The sequence below is a fragment of the Pseudobutyrivibrio ruminis DSM 9787 genome, from assembly GCF_900218035.1.
In the GTDB taxonomy this organism is placed as follows: Bacteria; Bacillota; Clostridia; order Lachnospirales; family Lachnospiraceae; genus Pseudobutyrivibrio; species Pseudobutyrivibrio ruminis.
Genome location: NZ_OBMR01000008.1, coordinates 196888 through 217311 on the forward strand (window position 1 = coordinate 196888; position 20424 = coordinate 217311).

Annotated in this window: 16 protein-coding genes; 14 read left to right on the forward strand and 2 right to left on the reverse strand. The window is 37.3% G+C overall.

Going from position 1 to position 20424, the window contains the following annotated elements; all coding sequences use genetic code 11:
- The first annotated feature begins 4 nt into the window (after window positions 1-4).
- The 6 genes from CRN97_RS09680 (at window position 5) to CRN97_RS09705 (ending at window position 7931) form a co-directional block, all read left to right on the forward strand.
- A complete protein-coding gene (locus CRN97_RS09680; RefSeq protein WP_097076738.1) occupies window positions 5-1591 on the forward strand; it encodes a sensor histidine kinase in 1587 nt (528 codons plus the stop codon).
- Entirely contained in the window at window positions 1591-3174 is a 1584-nt protein-coding gene (locus tag CRN97_RS09685) for a response regulator transcription factor (protein WP_097076739.1), read from the forward strand. Before CRN97_RS09680 ends, CRN97_RS09685 begins: the two co-directional genes overlap by 1 nt.
- 132 nt (window positions 3175-3306) lie before the next feature.
- Window positions 3307-4977, forward strand: coding sequence for an extracellular solute-binding protein (locus CRN97_RS09690; protein ID WP_074790224.1), 1671 nt, complete (start codon window positions 3307-3309; stop codon window positions 4975-4977).
- Window positions 4970-5887 (forward strand): ABC transporter permease, encoded by a 918-nt coding sequence (locus CRN97_RS09695; protein WP_044936031.1) that lies wholly within the window; start codon window positions 4970-4972, stop codon window positions 5885-5887. The genes CRN97_RS09690 and CRN97_RS09695 overlap by 8 nt, the downstream gene beginning before the upstream one ends.
- Before the next feature lie 12 nt (window positions 5888-5899).
- Complete coding sequence (locus CRN97_RS09700; RefSeq protein ID WP_044936034.1) at window positions 5900-6796, forward strand: carbohydrate ABC transporter permease; 897 nt, start codon at window positions 5900-5902, stop codon at window positions 6794-6796.
- Between the two features lie 7 nt (window positions 6797-6803).
- Window positions 6804-7931 carry a glycosyl hydrolase family 8 gene (locus tag CRN97_RS09705; protein WP_097076740.1) on the forward strand — a complete coding sequence of 376 codons (1128 nt, stop codon included), beginning with the start codon at window positions 6804-6806 and terminating at the stop codon, window positions 7929-7931.
- 33 nt (window positions 7932-7964) lie between these two features.
- On the opposite strand, the gene CRN97_RS09710 is transcribed toward CRN97_RS09705, so the two are convergent.
- Window positions 7965-9020: an AraC family transcriptional regulator gene (locus tag CRN97_RS09710; protein WP_097076741.1), complete on the reverse strand. Its 1056-nt coding sequence runs from the start codon at window positions 9018-9020 to the stop codon at window positions 7965-7967.
- A 177-nt stretch (window positions 9021-9197) separates the two neighbouring features.
- Between CRN97_RS09710 and CRN97_RS09715 the strand changes: the two genes are divergently transcribed.
- Genes CRN97_RS09715 through pgmB form a run of 7 tightly spaced genes read left to right on the forward strand, consistent with a single transcriptional unit; the run spans window position 9198 to window position 17777 of the window.
- Window positions 9198-10700: a sugar ABC transporter ATP-binding protein gene (locus tag CRN97_RS09715; RefSeq protein ID WP_242962057.1), complete on the forward strand. Its 1503-nt coding sequence runs from the start codon at window positions 9198-9200 to the stop codon at window positions 10698-10700.
- Between the two features lie 10 nt (window positions 10701-10710).
- Window positions 10711-11691 (forward strand): ABC transporter permease, encoded by a 981-nt coding sequence (locus tag CRN97_RS09720; RefSeq protein ID WP_242870611.1) that lies wholly within the window; start codon window positions 10711-10713, stop codon window positions 11689-11691.
- 56 nt (window positions 11692-11747) lie between these two features.
- A complete protein-coding gene (locus CRN97_RS09725) occupies window positions 11748-12902 on the forward strand; it encodes a type 1 periplasmic-binding domain-containing protein (protein ID WP_097076743.1) in 1155 nt (384 codons plus the stop codon).
- A gap of 16 nt (window positions 12903-12918) precedes the next feature.
- Window positions 12919-13899 (forward strand): ABC transporter permease, encoded by a 981-nt coding sequence (locus CRN97_RS09730; RefSeq protein WP_097076744.1) that lies wholly within the window; start codon window positions 12919-12921, stop codon window positions 13897-13899.
- Entirely contained in the window at window positions 13896-15371 is a 1476-nt protein-coding gene (locus tag CRN97_RS09735) for an alpha-L-rhamnosidase-related protein (RefSeq protein WP_097076745.1), read from the forward strand. Before CRN97_RS09730 ends, CRN97_RS09735 begins: the two co-directional genes overlap by 4 nt.
- Before the next feature lie 11 nt (window positions 15372-15382).
- Window positions 15383-17140, forward strand: coding sequence for a glycoside hydrolase family 3 protein (locus tag CRN97_RS09740; protein ID WP_097076746.1), 1758 nt, complete (start codon window positions 15383-15385; stop codon window positions 17138-17140).
- A 1-nt stretch (window position 17141) separates the two neighbouring features.
- A complete protein-coding gene (pgmB, locus tag CRN97_RS09745) occupies window positions 17142-17777 on the forward strand; it encodes a beta-phosphoglucomutase (RefSeq protein WP_179670732.1) in 636 nt (211 codons plus the stop codon).
- A gap of 20 nt (window positions 17778-17797) precedes the next feature.
- Here the strand turns inward: pgmB and CRN97_RS09750 are convergent, their stop codons facing one another.
- Window positions 17798-19012, reverse strand: coding sequence for a helix-turn-helix transcriptional regulator (locus tag CRN97_RS09750; RefSeq protein ID WP_097076747.1), 1215 nt, complete (start codon window positions 19010-19012; stop codon window positions 17798-17800).
- Between the two features lie 113 nt (window positions 19013-19125).
- On the opposite strand from CRN97_RS09750, the gene CRN97_RS09755 reads away from it, so the two are divergent.
- Window positions 19126-20418, forward strand: coding sequence for a glycoside hydrolase family 1 protein (locus CRN97_RS09755; protein WP_074790243.1), 1293 nt, complete (start codon window positions 19126-19128; stop codon window positions 20416-20418).
- The last annotated feature ends 6 nt before the right edge of the window (window positions 20419-20424 follow it).

Sequence of the window (20424 nt, forward strand, 5' to 3'; positions counted from 1 at the left end):
ATATATGAAAAGGTTTTTTAATAAGCTTGAAATGAAAAGGAAGATGGCCCTTTTGTATATCCTTTGTGTAGTGCTTCCAATTATTATTTCAGATGGTTTTGTTTTCAAGTCCATTTATGATTCAGAAAAATCTTCCATTCTTCATCAGATGGAAAATGAAGCAAATGCCATCAATTACACTTTCTTTAATCAGGTAGACGAGGCTGCGAAGTTGGGAAATGCTTTATACAGTAGCCTCTACGTACATAGGTTTTTACATAAGGAATACTCATCAAATCTTGAGTATTACAACGCCTACCAGACATTTTTTGATGATACACTTTTAAAGCTTGTAACAGGTCAGTCTGGTATGGATTATTGTATTTATTTGGACAACAATACCATTACAAATGGAGCGGAATTTCAGAAGATTACTAAGGCTATTGGAACAGACTGGTATGACTATATTTTGACATCTCATTTGAACAAGGGGCTTTACTTTGGAATGACAAAACAGCCAACAGGAGCCCTGCAAAGGACGATCTATTATTTTCAGCGACTGAACTATTACAAGTATAATTCGCCCAATATCTTGCTGATAAAGATAGATTATTCAAAATGTGTTGATGATATAGAGAATCTGAATTATCCATATAAGGCATACATATGTGACGATACTAGAGTGTTAATGTCTAATGGTAAATACAGTAATGTAAGCAAGGAATATGCTAACAAGACGTTGTTAGAGAATATTGCGTATTCTCAGGATTGCACAGTCTATGGACAGGAACTGGAAATCAAAATAAAAGATGTTGATTACAGCTTCTTGGATTTGTTTAGAAAACGATGGTATCAGCTGTTTTTTATGATTGTAATTAATATCGCTTTGCCAGTGTTTGTTAGTAGCTTGATGCACACCAATTTGAAAAATAGATTGCGAGAGCAGGAAGCAGTGGTGGCCAGAAAAAATGCGGAGCTAATAGCTCTTCATAGCCAGATAAATCCCCACTTTTTGTTTAATGCTTTGGAGAGCATCCGAATGCATTCTCTTCTTAAAAAGGAAGAGGAAACAGCCAAAATGGTGGAGCATTTAGCAAAGCTACAGCGCCAATATACCGAATGGAACGATGACATAATAGCAATTGAAAATGAGCTAAATTTTGTAGAGGCATATTTGCAATTACAAAAATACAGATTTGGGGACAGGCTTTCTTTTGAAATTGATATTGAGGATGAATGTAGAAAACTGTTGATACCAAAGCTAACACTTGTAACATTTGTGGAAAATGCAGTTGTTCACGGTATAGAAAGTAAAACTACGCCAGGTTGGATTTTTGTTCGTATATATGTTAAGGACGAAAATGCAATTATAGAAATAGAGGATACAGGAAGTGGCATTCCTGAGGATATAGCAAATGATTTGCTGGAAAGCATGCGCAATGCTGATATTTCTATGTTAAAGGAGAAAGGTAGAGTTGGAATTGTAAATGCATGCGTCAGATTAAAGATGATATCTGAAGCTGACGTTATGTTTGATATGGAGTCGGAAATAGGTACGGGAACTCTATTCCAAATTACAATACCAATGAAATATTTAAAGGGGATGATTTAATGTTAAAAGTTTTGTTAGTGGATGATGAACCGTTTATTCTACAGGGATTAAAGGTACTTGTTGATTGGGAAGCTGAAGGTTATGAAATCTACACTGCTGTAAATGGAAAAGAAGCACTTGAGTTCATAAAGAAACAGCCGGTTGATCTTGTCATAGCTGACATAAAAATGCCTCTAATGGATGGAATAGAACTTTTAAAGGAAGTTCGAAAAATAAATGATGAAATATACTATGTGATTCTTAGCGGATATGCTGAGTTTGGATATGCTCAGGAAGCATTAAAGCATGGATGCGTAGAGTATATTTTGAAGCCGGTTGAAAAAGAGCAATTACTTGTCATTCTTAGAAAGATTGCTGCTTTGAACAAAGAGAAAATCATTGAGATTCAAGATAAGGCAAAGAAGGATAAGGCCTATCTTGATAGAAATATAATGTCGCTTCTTAGGGGCAAATACGATAGAACAAATATTGAATGCATATCAGATAAAATCGATGTGGATGAGGATATGTGTTATGTAGAGGTGCAGCTGGATGTTGCAACTTTATCAGAGGATTATTCAGACGAAGAAAAGAAGGAACAGCTAAACAAGCTTTATTTAGCGGCAGATGAATTTCTAAAAAACGATTTTGCTTTATGCATAATGGATGTTTCTGACAGCGAGAAAACCTATGATATAGGCTTCATATACACAGACTCAATGGGACAAAAGCTACAGCTTACCACGGAAGAATATTTGAAAAGGTTCTATGATTACCTAATCGCAAATACGAATCTTGAGATTACCATGCTTGTAGGAAAAACAGTGTCAGGTATAAGGAATATTTCTAAATCATATGGAACAGCCAATATGCTTCGCTCCCTTCAGGGATTTAGAGAAAAGAAAAACATCTATTACTATGAAGATGAATACAAAATTAATGATACTGGCATTCTTATTTGCAAGAAACAACTGGACAACCTCATAGATGCAATTGAAGGTGGAGAGCACGTTGAAATAAGAAAGAGCGTAGATGAGTTTTATCAGGAAATGAAAAATACTGGTGTTACAGAATCTACCATGAATCTAAATATTAATTATCTGCTATTTCAGCTGATACATTTGGCAAGTGAGCTGGATAACGAGGTCAATCAGGAAGAAATTCTTAGAATGATTTTGGAAAGTACCTCAGAAGAGGGAATCAGGCGAGGTGGACGAACCCATCTTTGCAAAATGGCCTATGCTTATGGAGATTACATAACTCAGCTTCGTAAAAACGTATCTAAGGGCGTGCTTGGTCAAATAGAAGATGAAATCAAAAGAAACTATGCCAGCAATTTAACCCTTCGAGAGTTAAGCGAAAAGTATTATATAAATTCAGCATATTTAGGTCAGGTTTTCAGGAAAAAATATGGTTGTTCATTTAAGGATTATCTTAATGAACAACGTCTAAATGAAGCTGCAAAGCTACTTCGTAAAAGCGATATGAAGATTTACGAAGTGGCTGAAATGGTGGGTTACAAGGATGTTGACTACTTTGTAAATAAGTTTATTGAGGCAAAGGGGTGTACCCCTACAAAGTATAAAAAGAATATGGCCGTCTAAAATTTAAGGGGGGAGAAATATAAAGTTTCTCCCCCTTTTATCTATAGTTTCTCCGATGTTTTCAAATGCTATTTTTCCTAAAATAATACCATAAAAGAGGGAGAAAGGTTCCCGAATAAAAGGAGGGTTTATATGAAAAAAAGAGTAGTAAGCGCATTATTAATTACTACAATGCTTACCTCTATGTTGGCTGGATGCGGCAAAACAGCTGGACATGGTGGAGCAGTTAACGAAGATGGAATCAAAGAATTTACAGCATTCTTTGCAGTTCCAGGTACAGAGATTAATGATGACAACGAGATTCAGCAGATTATCGCTGAAAAGACAGGCTGCAAGGTTAAGGAGTCTTGGTTAACAGGTCAGACAGCTGAAGAAGCAGTTGGTACATTTATCGCTGGTGGCGAGTATCCAGACTTCATTGATGGTGGTGATGGTTCTGTTCAGTTATATGAAGCTGGAGCATTAGTTGCACTTGATGATTATATTGACAATTATCCAAACATTAAGGAATTCTTCACAGATCAGGAGTGGGATGCAATTCGTCAGGATGATGGACATATTTACTGGATTCCACAGTTCACAAACATCTATGGTGAAGAAAGAGAATGTATCCAAAACGGTGAAGCATTCTGGATTCAGACAAGAGTACTTGAGTGGGCAGGATATCCAGAAGTTCACACAATGGATCAGTACTTCGATTTGATTGAAGCATACAACGAAGCTAACCCAACAATGGAAGATGGTACAGAGAATATTCCTTACACAATTCTTTGTGATGACTGGAGATACTTCTGTTTGGAAAATGCACCAGAGTTCCTTGATGGTTATCCAAATGATGGTTCTGTAATCGTAGATCCAGAAACAAAGAAGATTATTGATTACAACACAACTGATACAGCTGTTAAGTATTTCAAGAAGTTAAATGAAGAGTACAAGAAGGGTATCGTAGATCAGGAATCATTCACACAGACATATGATGAGTATATCGCAAAGCTTTCTACAGGTCGTGTTCTTGGTATGATCGACCAGTGGTGGGATTTCGCATACACAGCAGAAGATGCTATTAAGACAGCAGGTCTTGACAAGCAGGGATGCCAGTACGTTCCACTTCCAATCACAATCGATGAAGGAATGAAGAACCAGTGGCACAACTCAGGCGGAGAGTTAAACGTTTCTTCAGGTCTTGCTATTACAGTAGATTGTGGTGATGTTGAAGGTGCTCTTCAGTTTGTAAACGACCTTCTTGGTCAGGAAGTACATGATCTTAGATTCTGGGGTGTTGAAGGTGTAGATTACAACATCGGTGATGACGGAATGTATACAAGAACTCCAGAGATGCGTACAAATGTTGTAGACGCAGCATACAAGGCTGCTCACATGTGCCCATATTCATACTTCCCACAGTGGTTAGGAACTAGCCGTGATGGAAAGAATGCTATGAAGCCAGAAGGACAGGAAGATGAGTTCTATGATGGACTTTCAGATACAGTAAGAGAGTGCTTCGAAGCATATGGCGCAGAAACATACGTAGAGATGCTTGGTACATCTCCAGCACCAGGACCATGGTATCCAATGTACACATACTCAAATTCAATGACAACATCAACACCAGGTGGTACAGCTTGGACACTTATGGGTGAGACAAAACACCAGTATCTTCCAAAGGTTGTAATGGCTGACGATTTCGATGCCGCTTGGGATGAGTACATGGAAGCATACAATGCATGTCATCCAGAGGATTTTCTCTCTGAGATGCAGACAGAGCTTGATAGAAGAATAGAAGAGGCTGCTAAGTATGAATAAAAAATCAATTAGCCTAACACAATTAAAACATCAAAAGGTACTTTTGATATGGGCTGCAGTAATAGTTGTATATGGAGTTGTATTCTATTATCTACCTCTTGCAGGATGGGTAATGGCATTTCAGGATTACAAACCAGTAACTGGACTATTGCATTCCAAGTTTATAGGCTTTGATAAATTTATTCGCTTGTTCTCTGATGTCACATTTTTGAGAGTAATTAGAAATACCCTTGCAATGGGTGTTATCAACTTGGCTGTAACATTTTTCATGGCAATCTTATTTGCAATCTTGCTAAATGAGATTGCCTGCCAAGGTGGCAAAAAGGTTGTTCAAACAATTTCTTACCTTCCACATTTCCTTTCTTGGATTATTGTTACAGGAATTCTTCATGATGCACTTTCAGGAACAGGAATTATTAATCAGTTGCTTTTAAACTTTAATTTAGTGGAACAGCCAATCAACTTTTTTGCCCACGAAAAATATTTCTGGCCTATCGTTGCATTTGCAAATGTATGGAAGGAAACAGGATGGAATGCCATCATTTATTTGGCAGCTATCACAGCTATCGATCCTTCTTTGTATGAAGCAGCAGCAATCGATGGAGCTGGAAGATGGGCAAAAATAAAGCATGTTACTTTGCCAGGAATTAAACCTACAATCATGATTTTACTTCTGATGAACATCGGAAATGTGTTGAATGCAGGATTTGAAATTCAGTACTTACTTGGAAATGGCCTTGTTGTAAATGTATCCCAGACAATTGATATTTACGTATTGAAATGGGGTATCAGCCAGGGCGATTATGCAATCGGTACTGCAGCAGGTATTTTCAAGAGTGTAGTAAGTATAGTGTTGATTGTAATTTGTAACCGAATTGCAAAACGACATGGTGAAGAAAGATTATTCTAAGGGGGCTAGGCAATGAATAAGAAAAAGAGAAAGAAGATTTCTGGTGCCGATTTGGCCTTTAGAATATTCAATACAATTTTCATGATTGCTTTCGTAGTAATCACCCTTTATCCGGTATTGAATACTTTAGCAATTTCTTTGAATGACGGTACTGATGCATTAAGAGGTGGAATTTATTTATGGCCACGTGTATTTACTTGGAAGAATTACACCACAGTACTTCAGAAGGATAATCTGATTACAGGTGCATTTATCACTGTTGCAAGAACAATTATTGGAACATTTTTAGCTTTAGTATCAAATGCGATTTTAGCGTTTATTGTAAGTAGAAAAGATTTTATATTTGCCAAACAAGTATCCTTATTTTGGGTAATAACAATGTATGTTAATGGCGGACTTATTCCAACCTTTCTCCTATATAAGTCACTTGGCTTAACTAACAGTTTTGCAGTCTATGTAATACCAGGAATGATTTCTGCTTTTAACATGCTTGTTATTAGAACCTACATGAAGGGTATTCCAGATAGTTTGGAAGAGTCAGCACAGTTGGACGGAGCGGGCTATACAACAATTTTCCTAAAGATAATATCTCCTCTGTGTAAGCCTGTTTATGCAACTGTCGCTCTTTTCGTAGCTGTTGGTCAGTGGAACTCTTGGTTCGATGCAATGCTCTATAACAGAATGAGTGATGACTTAACAACATTGCAGTACGAATTAATGAAACTCCTTTCCTCTGTAACCAACCAAAGCTCGTCTGCTGAGTCTATGAAGAATTCTAACGGCTCCGTAACTCCAACATCCGTTAGAGCAGCAGCGACAATTATCACAATGCTTCCTATAATTTGCATTTATCCATTCCTTCAGAAATACTTCGTAACTGGACTGACACTTGGAGGCGTAAAGGAATAAAGGCATCATGAGAAACGTATTTTTAGAAATAGGAAAAACAGGGGAAGAAATAAATGCCAGAGTAGAAGAGACATTTAATGAGATTTTCTATGGCAATGACAAATTCTTTTACACAACTGATGATCAGACTATGGGGTATCTTGTTGATACAGGAAACAACGACACCAGAACTGAAGGCATTTCATATGGCATGATGATATGTGTTCAGATGGATAAGAAGAAGGAGTTTGATCTACTTTGGAACTGGGCCATGACAAACATGCATTTAAGCCAGGGAGAAAACAAAGGATATTTTGCCTGGTCCATTGGAACAAATGGCGAGAAATATTCTGATGGCCCAGCTCCAGATGGTGAAGAATTTTTCGCTATGGCCCTTATTTTTGCGAGTCATAGATGGGGAGATGGGATTGGAATATATAACTATAGCCACATGGCTAAGGAACTTCTGAAAACCTGTATTCATCACGAAGAGCTTTATGGTGGTCACAACATGTGGAGTGATGAAGGCTTGATTAAGTTTGTGCCAGGCTTAGAGTTTACAGATCCATCATATCATCTGCCTCATTTTTACGAGTTGTTCGCAGAAAACTGCTATCCAGAGGATAAGGCGTTTTGGAAGAAGGCGGCTCAGGCTAGCAGGGATTTCCTTAAGATAGCCTGTCATCCATCAACTGGACTTTCTCCAGAGTATAGCTTTTACGACGGAACACCATATCCTGATGATGGAAACTTTGGTGGTAGACATGATTGGTTTTACAGTGATGCCTACAGAACTATTGCAAATATCGGCTTGAGTTATGAATGGACGAAAGATGATGCGGTAGACAAAGACTTTTTACAGTGGAGTAGAAATACAGCAAACAATCTACAAAACTTCTTCTACACACTGCCAGAAGACAACAACCGTGGAATCTATGCAATAGACGGAACACCTATTGAAGGCAAGGCACTTCACCCAGTGGGACTTACTGCCACCATTGCTCAGGCAAGCTTAGCTTCTGACAATCAGTGGAGTCTCAAAGCAGTAGAAGATTTTTGGAACACTCCTCTTAGGACCGGCGATAGAAGATACTATGACAATTGTCTTTACATGTTTGCTATGCTGGCGCTGAGTGGAAATTATAAAAAGTGGTAAAAAAGACCCAGCTTACACTAGGTGTGAGCTGGGTTATCTATTTCTGTTTGATGCAGACTGTTTTCTAAAAGCTGATGGAGTCATGCCTGTGTGTTTTTTAAACTGACGAATATAATGTTCTGAAGTATCATAGCCGATCGCTTCCGCTATTGTTGCTACAGACATTGTGGAGTTTGCAAGCAAATCCTGTGAGTGTTCTATTCTTACAGTTCTAAGAATCTCAGTATAATTCATACCCGTCAATTCCTTTATCAAACGAGAGGTATATTCATTTGAGTAATGGAACTTCTTAGCTAAATCTGAAAGAGTAATCTCTTTATAATTCTCCTGAATGTATTGAATAAGAGCGTATCTTTGAACATCAACTCTACTGTCGAATAATGGCATTTGTACTGATTCAGAGTAGTTTCTGATAATCATGTAAAAATCCAATAGCAGAGTATTGGTTATTGCTTGATAGTAGTATTCTTGCTTGTTTGTGCTTTCTGCCAACATCCATATAAAAGATGTATTTAATGATTCATCGCTGCCAGTTCTAAACATAATATAATCATTTGCTTTTTTAGCGTAAATATTGTTTAGAAAGAATGATGAAAGAATATTTGGTGTATTCAAAAAGCCATAAAACATGGAGTGTAAAGTATCTTTTCTAAGCATAATATTGATGGCGATTGTGTCGTCAAAAATGGAAATAGAATGCTTGATACCTGGAGGAATTATGCAAAAATCTCCTGTTCGCATATTGATAGTGCTTCCTGATATTTCTTGGGTGCATTGTCCGTCAAAAATATAAGTGATTTCAAAGAAAGTATGACTATGTTCAATGGCAGGACTATATCTTTCGTGCTTCTGCACAACAATACTGTCGTTATTTGACAAGTCAAAGAAAAATGAATCCTCGAAAACTTCGGGAATGGTTTCCTCTATCTCCAAAATCAACAAATGCTTTTTGAAAACCTCATCCATATTCAGATTAGCAAGAAACTTGTTAAGTTCTTTCTGGTTGCTTCTTGCTAAGTAATATTCTTTATAGAATTTTTCTGTTTCCGTCATATCGTAGATATGCTGTCTTAATGCTTTTGCGTCCATGGAAAAGATAATATATCAAAAAAAATCACATGTCAAAATAAATCATATTTATACCATCAAAAAATTATATACATCAAAAAACATCAATAGACTTGAACAATATTGTTAATTATCGAAGGGCAAAAATGAATCTATAATCAACCTGCAAGTTAAGTAAGGAGAAAGGTGTTGATGATTATGAGTGAACCAATACTTGAAATGAAAAATATTTCAAAAAGGTTTGGTAGCGTTGTAGCCCTTGATGATGTTTCACTTACAGTTTATCCAGGTGAGATAAGAGGTCTTATTGGAGAAAACGGTTCGGGAAAATCAACTATATCCTCTATAGCTGCTGGTATGCAGAAGGCAAATGAGGGCCAGATGATTTTCAAGAACAAAGAGTGGAATCCAGAGAGCATGATAGATGCCTTAACGGGTGGAATTGGTATGGTTGTTCAGGAAAGCGGTACTATTGCCGGAATAACTGTAGCAGAAAACATTTTCTTAGCAGAGTTAAAGCTTTTTAAAAATAAGTTTGGAATTGTTGATAAGAAAAAGCTTTATGAAGAAGCTAATAAGGTTTTACAGGAAATTGGAATCAAAAATGTAAAGGCTAGTGACTTAATGGGAAGTCTTGATTTCCAGGAAAGAAAGCTTGTTGAAATTGCGAAAGTCATGATGAAAAAGCCTGACATTTTAGTAATAGATGAGACTAGTACAGCATTGTCACATGATGGAAGAACATTGATGTATGGACTTATCAAAAGACTTAAAAGCGAGAATAAATCAGTTATTTTTATTTCCCATGATTTAGAAGAAATCACTACTGTTTGCGACACATTGACAGTGCTTCGCGATGGTAAGTTGATTAGAACATTTGAAAAAGAAGAATTCGATGACGATTTAATCCGAACAAGCATGATTGGACGTGAGCTTCAGGGGGATTATTACAGAACTGACTTCGAAGCTACTTCTCAGGAAGAGGTTGCATTAGAAGGCAAGAATATCAATTACGGCGACAAAATAAAGAATGTTAACATCAGTCTCCACAAAGGCGAGATAGTTGGAATTGGAGGCCTTTCAACATGTGGAATGCACTATTTAGGGGAAGCTCTTTTCGGAGCATTGGAACTTGATGGTGGACAGGTGATTACAGAATCTGGCAAGGAAATCAAAAGCTGTCATAATGCTGTATCTCAAAAGATTGGATATGTATCAAAGGACAGAGATACAAAGTCCCTTTGTTTGGAAGCCAGCATCAAAGACAACATCGCTATTGCAGGAATGAATATTTTCAAAAATAACGCTGGCATGATTACAGAAAAGAATGAGAAGGATTATGTACAGAAACAGGTTAACGATCTTTCCATAAAGTGTAGTGACATGAATCAGCAGGTAAGCCAGTTATCTGGTGGAAACAAGCAGAAGGTTGTTTTTGGAAAATGGATTGGATGCGACAGTGAAATTCTCATTCTAGATTGTCCAACACGTGGCGTTGACATCGGCGTAAAACAGGCTATGTACCAGCTGATGATAAAGCTTAAAAAACAGGGAAAAGCAATTCTTATGATAAGTGAAGAGCTTCCAGAATTGCTGGGAATGAGCGATAGAGTCCTGATTATGAAGGACGGAGAAATAACAAAAGAATTCAATCGTAGCAAAGATTTGTCTGAAGCAGACGTTATTGGCTACATGATATAGGAGGTACGCTGTGAGTAAACTTAAGAAATTCAAAAATACTCAAATGCTTATAGCTACATTGCCATTGGTAGCGCTGATTGCTTTGTTTTTTATCTTTTGCGGAGTTATTCAAACATACGGCTATAGGCTTGATATGTATTTACAAATCGTTTTCAACGAGGCGGTAGTTCTTGCGGTTGTAGCAACAGGAGCAATTTTTATTTACACCTTAGGAACATTTGATATTAGCCTTGGTGCATCTACTCTTTTTGCAGCGACCCTTGGTGTTACTGTTTACAACAAGACAGAAAGCCTTGCACTTATGATTCTTGTTTTGTTTGCAACAGGTATTGCTTGCTCACTGTTTAATTCAGTTTTGGCATCAGTATTTAACATACCTGCATTCGTAACAACTGTTGCTATGATGTCAGTTTTGTCGGCAATAGCATCTCAGATTATTACAACAGATGGTGGTGCTCTCGGTGGAATCAGTATTCCTTCAAGCGTTGTAAAGCCTTATTCAGGAATCGGATTTAAAGCAATGCTCTTAATTATATATTTTGCAGTTTGTTTCTATGTTTTCCAGTTAACAAAAACTGGTAGAAGAATGAAGTTTATAGGTGGTAATCCACTATGTGCTTCACTTACAGGAATTAAAGCAAACAAGTATACAATTATCGCATTTACGATGGCAGGAATTGGTGTAGGTCTCGGGGCATTTCTTACTCTTACCTATACACCATCAGTTACAACACAAACAGCATCAAGCATTGGAATGAATATTTTCATTGCAATCGTATTTGGAGGAATGCCTATTTCAGGTGGCCCTCGTTCAAAAATCTATGCAGCCTTGGTTGGTGGATTTTCCTACATGCTACTGAATGACATTTTGGAAATTGTTATTGATAGTAGCGCGGCATATGGAATTACTCAGGTGATATCTGCTTTATTCTTTATGGCAGTTGTATACATAACAAGTATGAACTACCGTACTCAGGCATTGCCAAGATAAAGGTACCAACTGCTTTGGCAGTTAAAAATAATGGTTAATTATGGAGGGATTTGAAGATGAAAAAAAGATTTGCAAAACTCATTAGCTTAGCACTTGTTGGTGTAATGAGCGCTGGTGTTTTGGCAGGATGCGGAAATTCTAAGGACACAGCATCTGCATCAAAGGACGGGGTTAAAATTGGTGTTCTCGTAGCTGATGTAAGTGGTGAGGAGGCTCTTGGTTTCAGAAACTATTATGAAGAGTATATTCAGAACAACTATGACGTAACTTTCGAATATACAGATGCTCTTGAAAGTGCAGAAGATGAGAAGGCTGCAATTGAGAAATTTGCATCTAAGGGATATGACGCAATCATTTCTCTTTCAAGCTCAGATAGAGCACAGCAGATTGAGACATGTGAAGAATATGGTGTTTACTATGCAATCGCATCAGGCGTTCTTGATGAGGAGCAGTATGAACAGTACAAGGGATATGAGCATTTTGTAGGACAGATTGGGCCTTCAAACGAAACAGAGTTTGAAGCTGGCAAGGCTATGGGCGAGTACTACAAGGAGCAGGGAATTAGCACAGTTGCAATTTACGGCGCATTCATTCCAAATCCAATGCATGTATATCGTGCAGCAGGAATCATTGCAGGACTTGGTGATACATACGGTGGAACAGATGATATGAACGGCATGATCGGTCAGATTTTTGGAGATCAGGCTGTTGACCCATCAAAGATTGAAGGCGATGTAGAGGTAGTTGCTTACCTTCAGGGATATGGTGATACAACTACAGATGAGCTTAATGCAGCAATCCAGAAGGCTCCAGAAGCTTTCTTATCAGTTGGTATGGCTACAACATTCTTTGCTCAGACATTAGCTCAGAATGATATTCAGTTTGCTGATATTGATTCATTTACAGAAATGAATTTGGATTCTATGACAAATGGAACACTTACATATCTTGCTGGTAAGTATTCTTCATCAATTGGACCTGTATTTGCACTTGTTATGAATGCAGTAAATGGAAATGTAATCCGTGACAATGATGGAAATGCAGTTTCATTAAGTCAGGGATACCTTGTAGCAACAGATGTTGATTCGTTCAACGAATATTATGTAACAGACAATGGCGATACACCAATTTTTGATAAGGAATCACTTGATACAATCATCGGTGATGCAGTTACTTATGATGATGTAAAGGCTCTCGTAGAGTCAAAATAGTTTTTTGGAGGCAATTATGAGCACCCTTAAGAAGATAATACATTCATTGGCAATACCCGTTTTAGTAGCAGCAATACTTGAGGGACTTTGCCTTACACAGGGACAAAATATTATTACAAATGCAAAGAGTTTTGATAATTTTGTTGTTTACACAGCAATTGTCATGATTACAACAATGGCTCTTTCTATAAATCTAAATAGTGGACGATTTGATTTTTCACTTGGTTCAATGGCAGCGCTTTCATCAGTAATTGGAGCTGAAATAACATATTCAGCTCTTGCTGGTGGAAAGGGCTCCGCAGCGATGATGCTTATTGTAACAGTAGCTGTAGGATGCTTATTGGGATTAATCTCAGGAACTATCTACGTTGCACTGCGTTTACCACCTATTATCACATCACTTGGTGTGACTCTTATTTACGAGGGAATCATGTACACAATCACAGGTGGAAAATACCTTATGAAAGAGGTACAGAATTCATCTATGTCCGCTTTTGCTAATACTTGGGTTTATGCATTTATTATCATTCTTGTGGTGCTCATATTTATGGTTGTTGTATTTGAAAAGACAACATTCGGATATGATTACGCAGCTCTGAAAAGTGGACAGAAGGTTTCAATAAACACTGGTATTAACGAAGTGAAAAATGCGCTGATCTGCTATGGAATATGCGGAGCATTAATGGGACTTGTAGGCTTCTTAAATGCGGCAAGAAACACAACAATCAATGGTGGACAGCTAAACTTCGGAAGTATTGCAATCATGTTTACAGCATTCCTTCCAATGTTTATTGGTGGATATATCAGCCAGTACTGCAATGAAAAAATGGGATTTTTGCTTGCAGCAGTTTGTATGTCATTTTTGAATTCCACATTTGCTGTTTTTTCAAATCAAGTAACAGCTTCCATGCAATCAATTATAAATGCCGTACTTCTAGTGGTATTTTTGATTTATTTAAACAATATTAACGTGATAAAGAGAATATTTAAAAGATGAGAAATGAAAAATTATTGAAGACAGCTTTAGGCTTATTGCCAAAGCTGATTTATAAGGATGTAAGTCCTATAAATATGACTGAGACTCAGTATCTTTCAAAGGGAGATAGCATAATAATAGATTTTGGTGACCATCAGGTGGGAAGATTAGCTTTCGATTTGAAATCTGTCGGTTCGCATGCTGATGCACCTGCTTTTCTCAAAATTCATTTTGCAGAAAGAGAAATCGAGTTATATGAGAATCCTGCTGAATATAAAGGATGGATAAGTGCTTCATGGATTGAGGAAGAGCAAATTCACGTAGATGTTATTCCATCGAGAGTATCACTAGAAAGAAGATATTCATTTAGATATGTAAAAATTGAAGTTTTAGATATAAGTGATAAGTTCAAGCTTTATTTGGACAATGTGGTGTGCACTAGCGAATCTTCAGCTGACGATTCTAAGCTTGTTTCACTTAATTCTGATAATCAGTTACACAAGAATCTTGATAGAGTTGCTATCAAAACTCTTCATGATTGTATGCAGCTGGTTTTTGAAGATGGACCAAAGAGAGACAGACGTCTTTGGATTGGCGATTTAAGAATGCAAGCATTGGCTAATTATGAGACATATCGTAATAACGATTTGGTGAAGGAATGCTTGTATTTGTTTGGTGCACTTACCAATGATGAAGAAAGAGTGGGAGCTTGCATATTCCTTGAACCAGAGCCAGAAGTGGATGACACTTTCATGTTTGATTACTCTTTGTTCTTTATTAACACATTATTGGATTATTACAAGCAGACAGGTGATGTACAGGCTGTAAATGATTTATGGCATGTATGCAAAAGACAAATTGAGCTGGCAAAAGAAAATCTTGATGAAAACTATGTTGTAAGGGATTCCGATAAGCTGGGTTGGTGCTTTGTAGATTGGAACCTCATGCTTAACAAGCAGGCTAGTGCCCAGGGAATATTCCTTTATGCTTTGGAGGCAGCAATTGAGCTTGCTCAGATTACAGGAGATGTAATGGCAGAAGAAGAGTATGCCCAGGATTATCTCAAATTAAAATCAGCAGCGAATAGCATTTTATTTGATGAGGAAAAGAAGCTATATGTTTCTGGTGCAGACCGACAGGTATCCTATGCATCTCAGGTATGGATGATTCTTGGTGGAGCTGTAGAAGGAAATGGCGCTGTTAAGCTTATTGAGCGTTTGCGCCAGGAGGAAAGCGCTCTAACAATGGTTACCCCATACATGTTCCATAACTTTGTAGAAGCTTTGATTATGATTGGTGAAAAGGCTCAGGCTTTAAAGGAAATGGAAGAATACTGGGGTGGAATGCTTAAGGAAGGGGCAGATACATTCTGGGAATTATACAATCCTAAGAATCCAAATGAGTCTCCTTATGGTGGAACAATAGTAAATAGCTATTGCCACGCATGGAGCTGTGGTCCTACATATTTCTTAAGAAAATATTTTTGTAATTAACGAGGTTATAAATGTCAAAGATAGATTTTAAGGGAAATCCCTTTTATTTAGATGATGAGGCTGTAAAGTGGGTTGAATCTACTTTTAGCGAGATGTCACTTGAGGATAAGTGTGGACAGGTATTCTGTCCAATGGGATTCAGCAGTGATGATGGAGTTCTCAATCACATTGTAGGAGATATAAAGGTAGGGGGTATGATGTATCGAAGTGGCAGAGCCGAGGAGATACAGAATACTCACAGAAAAATTCAATCAATCGCCAAGGTGCCACTTCTCCTTGCTGCCAATACTGAGGCAGGAGGAGATGGTTTGGCTTTTGAGGGAACATCCTTTGGAAAGCCTATGGCAGTAGCTGCAACAGCAGATAGCGAATATGGCTACAAAATGGGATATGTTGCCTGCAAAGAAGGTGCAGCTCTTGGTATGAATTGGTCTTTTGCACCAATCGTTGATATTAACAAGGAGTTTCATAATCCAATTACAAATGTAAGAACATTTGGAGACAATCCACAGATGGTGGTTGACTTTGCCAGCAGATATATGGATGGTGCTGATGAGAATAATGTGGCGGTTGCTATCAAACATTTCCCAGGAGATGGTATCGATGAGCGAGATCAACATATTCTTACAAGCATCAATAGCCTTTCTGTAGAGGAATGGGATGAGACCTTTGGATATGTATATAAGTCACTTATTGATAAGGGGGCAAAGACAGTTATGGTTGGCCATATAGCTTGCCCTGCCTATGTTCGTAAATACGATAATGGTGCTTCAAGAGAAAAACAGTTACTTCCTGCATCATTGTCTTATGAATTACTTACCAAATTGCTTAGACAGCAGCTGGGATTTAATGGCTTGATTTCTACAGATGCCACACCTATGGTTGGATTTACAGCTGCTATGAAGAGAGAACTTGCAATTCCTACTGCTATCCAAAATGGATGCGACATGATTCTTTTCAATAAGAGCTTAGAAGAGGATTATGGATTCCTTATGGATGGTGTAAAAAATGGAATCCTTAAGGAAGAAAGATTAGACGAAGCAGTTCTTAGAATACTTGCTACAAAGGCTTCTTTAGGGCTTCACAAAAAGCAGGCAGAAGGAACTCTTGTGCCAGGCAAAGATGCTTTGGCTGTAGTAGGTTGTGAGGAGCATAGAAGGATGGCCAAGGAAGTTGCAGATAAGGCCATCACACTTGTCAGAGATGAAGCAAGTTTACTTCCGCTTTCTGCAAAAAGATATAAGCGAATATATTTGAATGTTATCGATAGAAATGATGATCCGAATAGCGATTTTGTAAAGATGTGGAAGGAAAAGCTTGAAGCAGAGGGCTTTGAAGTCAAGGTTAGAGACAGACGCACTCGAGTTTCTGTAATGGATTTTGCAGATCCAAGCAGAATGACTCCAGAAAAGCAGGCTCTTATGAATGAAATGTACAGAAGCGTTGCAGATATGAAGGCTGATTATGATTTATATCTGTATGTATGCAATATGGAGAATGCATCAAATAATACAACACTCAGACTAAACTGGAACGTATTGTTTGGACTGGGAGATGACGCTCCATGGCATGCCAGCGAAATTCCTATGCTTATGGTTTCTACAGCATACCCATATCATCTGTTTGATGCACCAATGATGAAAACATATATCAATACTTATAGTGGCAATGAGGAATTTGTTACTTCTTGTATTGATAAACTTATGGGCCGCTCAAGCTTCAAGGGAATCAGCCCGGTAGACCCACTATGTGGAAAGGACTATATATAAAATGGAAATCAAGGGAATTATATTTGATTTAGATGGTGTTATTTGCAGCACTGATGAATATCATTATCAGGCCTGGAAGAAAATGGCTGACCATGAGGGGATTTATTTTGATAGAAAAATAAATGAAAGACTTCGTGGTGTTTCTAGAGCTGCCAGCCTGGAGATAATTCTGGAGAAAGCTGACAAGCAGTATTCAAACGAAGAAAAGCTTGAGATGATGACAAAGAAAAATGATTTATATAAAGAGCTTTTGGCATCAATGACAGAAAGGGATGTATCGTCAGAGGTATTAGATACTTTAAATGCACTTAGGGCAAAAGGTTTAAAGCTTGCTATTGGTTCATCATCACAGAACACAAAACTTATTCTAAGTCGCATTGGACTTTTGGATTTCTTTGATGGAATATCTGATGGAACAATAATTTCTCAGTCAAAGCCTAATCCAGAGGTTTTCATTAAGGCTGCAGGTATTCTTCAATTAAGGAACGAAAATTGTTTTGTAGTTGAAGATGCTGAAGCTGGAATTGACGCAGCAGTAGCTGGTGGATTTCACAGCATAGGAATAGGCAGTGCTAGCAGTTATGACAAGGCAGAGCATAAAATAAATAGCTTTAGAGAGATTATCAATCTAGTATAGGTGGATAGTCTGTAGGATATTTAGCTATCTATGTTTTTATTATTCCTGTACTCCAATGGGGTACAGGAATATTTTTCTTTAAATAATTTCGAGTAATAGCTTTGGTTTGAAAAGCTAAAAAAATCTGATATTTCTTCTATAGTTGCATTTGAATAAAGCAGCAATTGAGTGCTTCTTTGTAGTTTTATGTTATTAATGTAATCAGGAATAGCAACCCCAACCTCTTTTCTAAAGCATTTAGAAAGCCAACGCCCAGAAACATTACATATGTCTGCCAGTATAGATAAGTTTAATTTTTTTTGCACATGAGAATTTATATAAGACACACAATTGGAAATCATAGGTGAATAACCTTTCTCAACTGTGGCATGGTTATTTACAACTTCTGAGATGGCGGCAATAAGCTCTACATAATAAGGTCTCACATCAAAATAAGTTGGCGCTGAGTCAACTCTCTGACATATTATTTCAGCAATCACATTTACAGCATCTTCTCCAACACCACTACGGATTGCTTCCTGACAAATCTTGTTGGCGACTACCATAAAAATATATTTTGTTTGGCGATCGTGATCCAAGGACATTTTCGTAAAGGAATACTGATTTGGTTCTGAAAACTTTTTAAATAAGTCTTCCATGACCGGAATTCCATCCATGGCGAAGTAAGAGTATAAGTCGTTATTAATGGATTCAGGGCTACTGTAATTCTTATCCTCGGTTTCAAGATTATTAACTTCTAGAAGAGATTGGAGATTTTGTAAAGGCTCATTCGATGCAATTATTTCATCAACTAAAATATTAGATTTGTCCAGCTCTTTGGCAGTGTTTATAAAGTAAGCTAAACAAAGTGCATTTTTTAATTCTTCTATGGAAATAAGCTTGCTTTGTTTTATGTTTAGTTTAATTGCTTCCTTGTCCTTGCTATATGGCTTTCCAAAGAAAAAGTGATTTATAAATTCATCACTATGCTCTTGAGGCAAACAGGGACCAAGAATTAAAAAACTATAATCGGATAGCTTTGAAATGGCAATAAAAATAGATGGTTCTTCAATGATGATTAGTGGGGTATTTATATCGTGTCCCTCATTATTAAATCTTGAGACTACATATTTCATCAAACTAGGCATAGGTATGTCTGGAATGAAATAAGAGATTTCGGTGTGAGTATTGTATATGCAAAATGGAATATTGATGGTAGATTGCAATGATTCTAATAACTGTAATCTGTGGGACATTTGTATTCTTCCTGTTCAGTGTACTAATTTAATAAAATATGTACAATTTTATTATTTGTATATCCCGCTGTCAAATATAATAAACCCATAATACAAAAGGGGGACAGGTATTTATGTTATTTAACAAAGATTTTATGTTAGGTGCAGCAACAGCGGCTCATCAGGTAGAAGGAAACAATGTAGGTAGCGATTATTGGATTATGGAGAATCTTGAACATTCTGTTTTTGTAGAAAAATCAGGATCAGCAGTAGATCATTACAACAGATATGAAGAAGATATCGATTTGTTAAAGAAAGCAGGGCTTAATGCATATCGTTTTTCCATCGAATGGGCAAGGATTGAGCCTGTAGAAGGTCAGTGGAATGAAAAGGAAATGGAGCACTATATTAAGGTGATTGACTACTGTCTTGCAAATGGAATTGAACCGGTAGTAACTTATCATCATTTCTCGTCACCTGCGTGGCTAATAACTAAAGGCGGATGGGAATCTCCAGATGTGGTTAGATATTTTGAAAGATATGCCAAATATGTAACAGAACATGTCGCAGGTAAAGTTAAATATGTATGTACAATTAATGAAGCAAATATGCGACTTCAGATGGCCTTTTTAATTAAAGATATTACGGAAAGAATGTCTAAACAGTCAGAAATTCAAAATCAGGAAGGCTCAGTACAGGTTGGAGTAAATCTTTCTCAGAATCAATCACAGATGATGATGTCTATGATGGAAACAGCAAAGGCATTTAATATAGATGATCCTAGAAAGGTAGCAAACTTTGTTTCACAAGCTAGTGAAGAAGGCGATTTGCTTGTAATGAAAGCCCATAATGCTGCGCGAAATGCAATTAAAGCAGTTGATTCTAGTATACAGGTTGGATTAACTCTTTCTCTTCATGATATTCAATGTGTAGATGGTGGTGAAGAGAACGCAAAGAAAGCATGGGATGATGAATTCACACACTATCTTCCATATATTGAAAAGGACGATTTTCTTGGAGTTCAGTGCTACACAAGAAAGATATTTGATGCTAATGGAGCAAACTCAACACTAGAAACAGGACCAAAAACTCAGATGGGATATGAAGACTATCCAATGGGAATTGTAAATGTTGTTAGAAGATGTGCTGAAGAATTCAAAGGCGCTATTATCGTTACTGAAAATGGAATAGCAACATCGGATGATGAAAGAAGATGTGAGTTTATAAAAGAAGCATTGACAGGACTTAATGATTGCATTACCGAGGGCATTAAATTAAAGGGCTATTTTGCCTGGTCATTACTAGATAATTTCGAATGGCAGAAGGGATTTTCAATGACATTTGGATTAATCTCTGTTGACAGAAATACAATGGAAAGAACACCGAAAAACAGCCTAAAAGTACTTGGTAGCTTTATTGAAGCATAGAGAGGT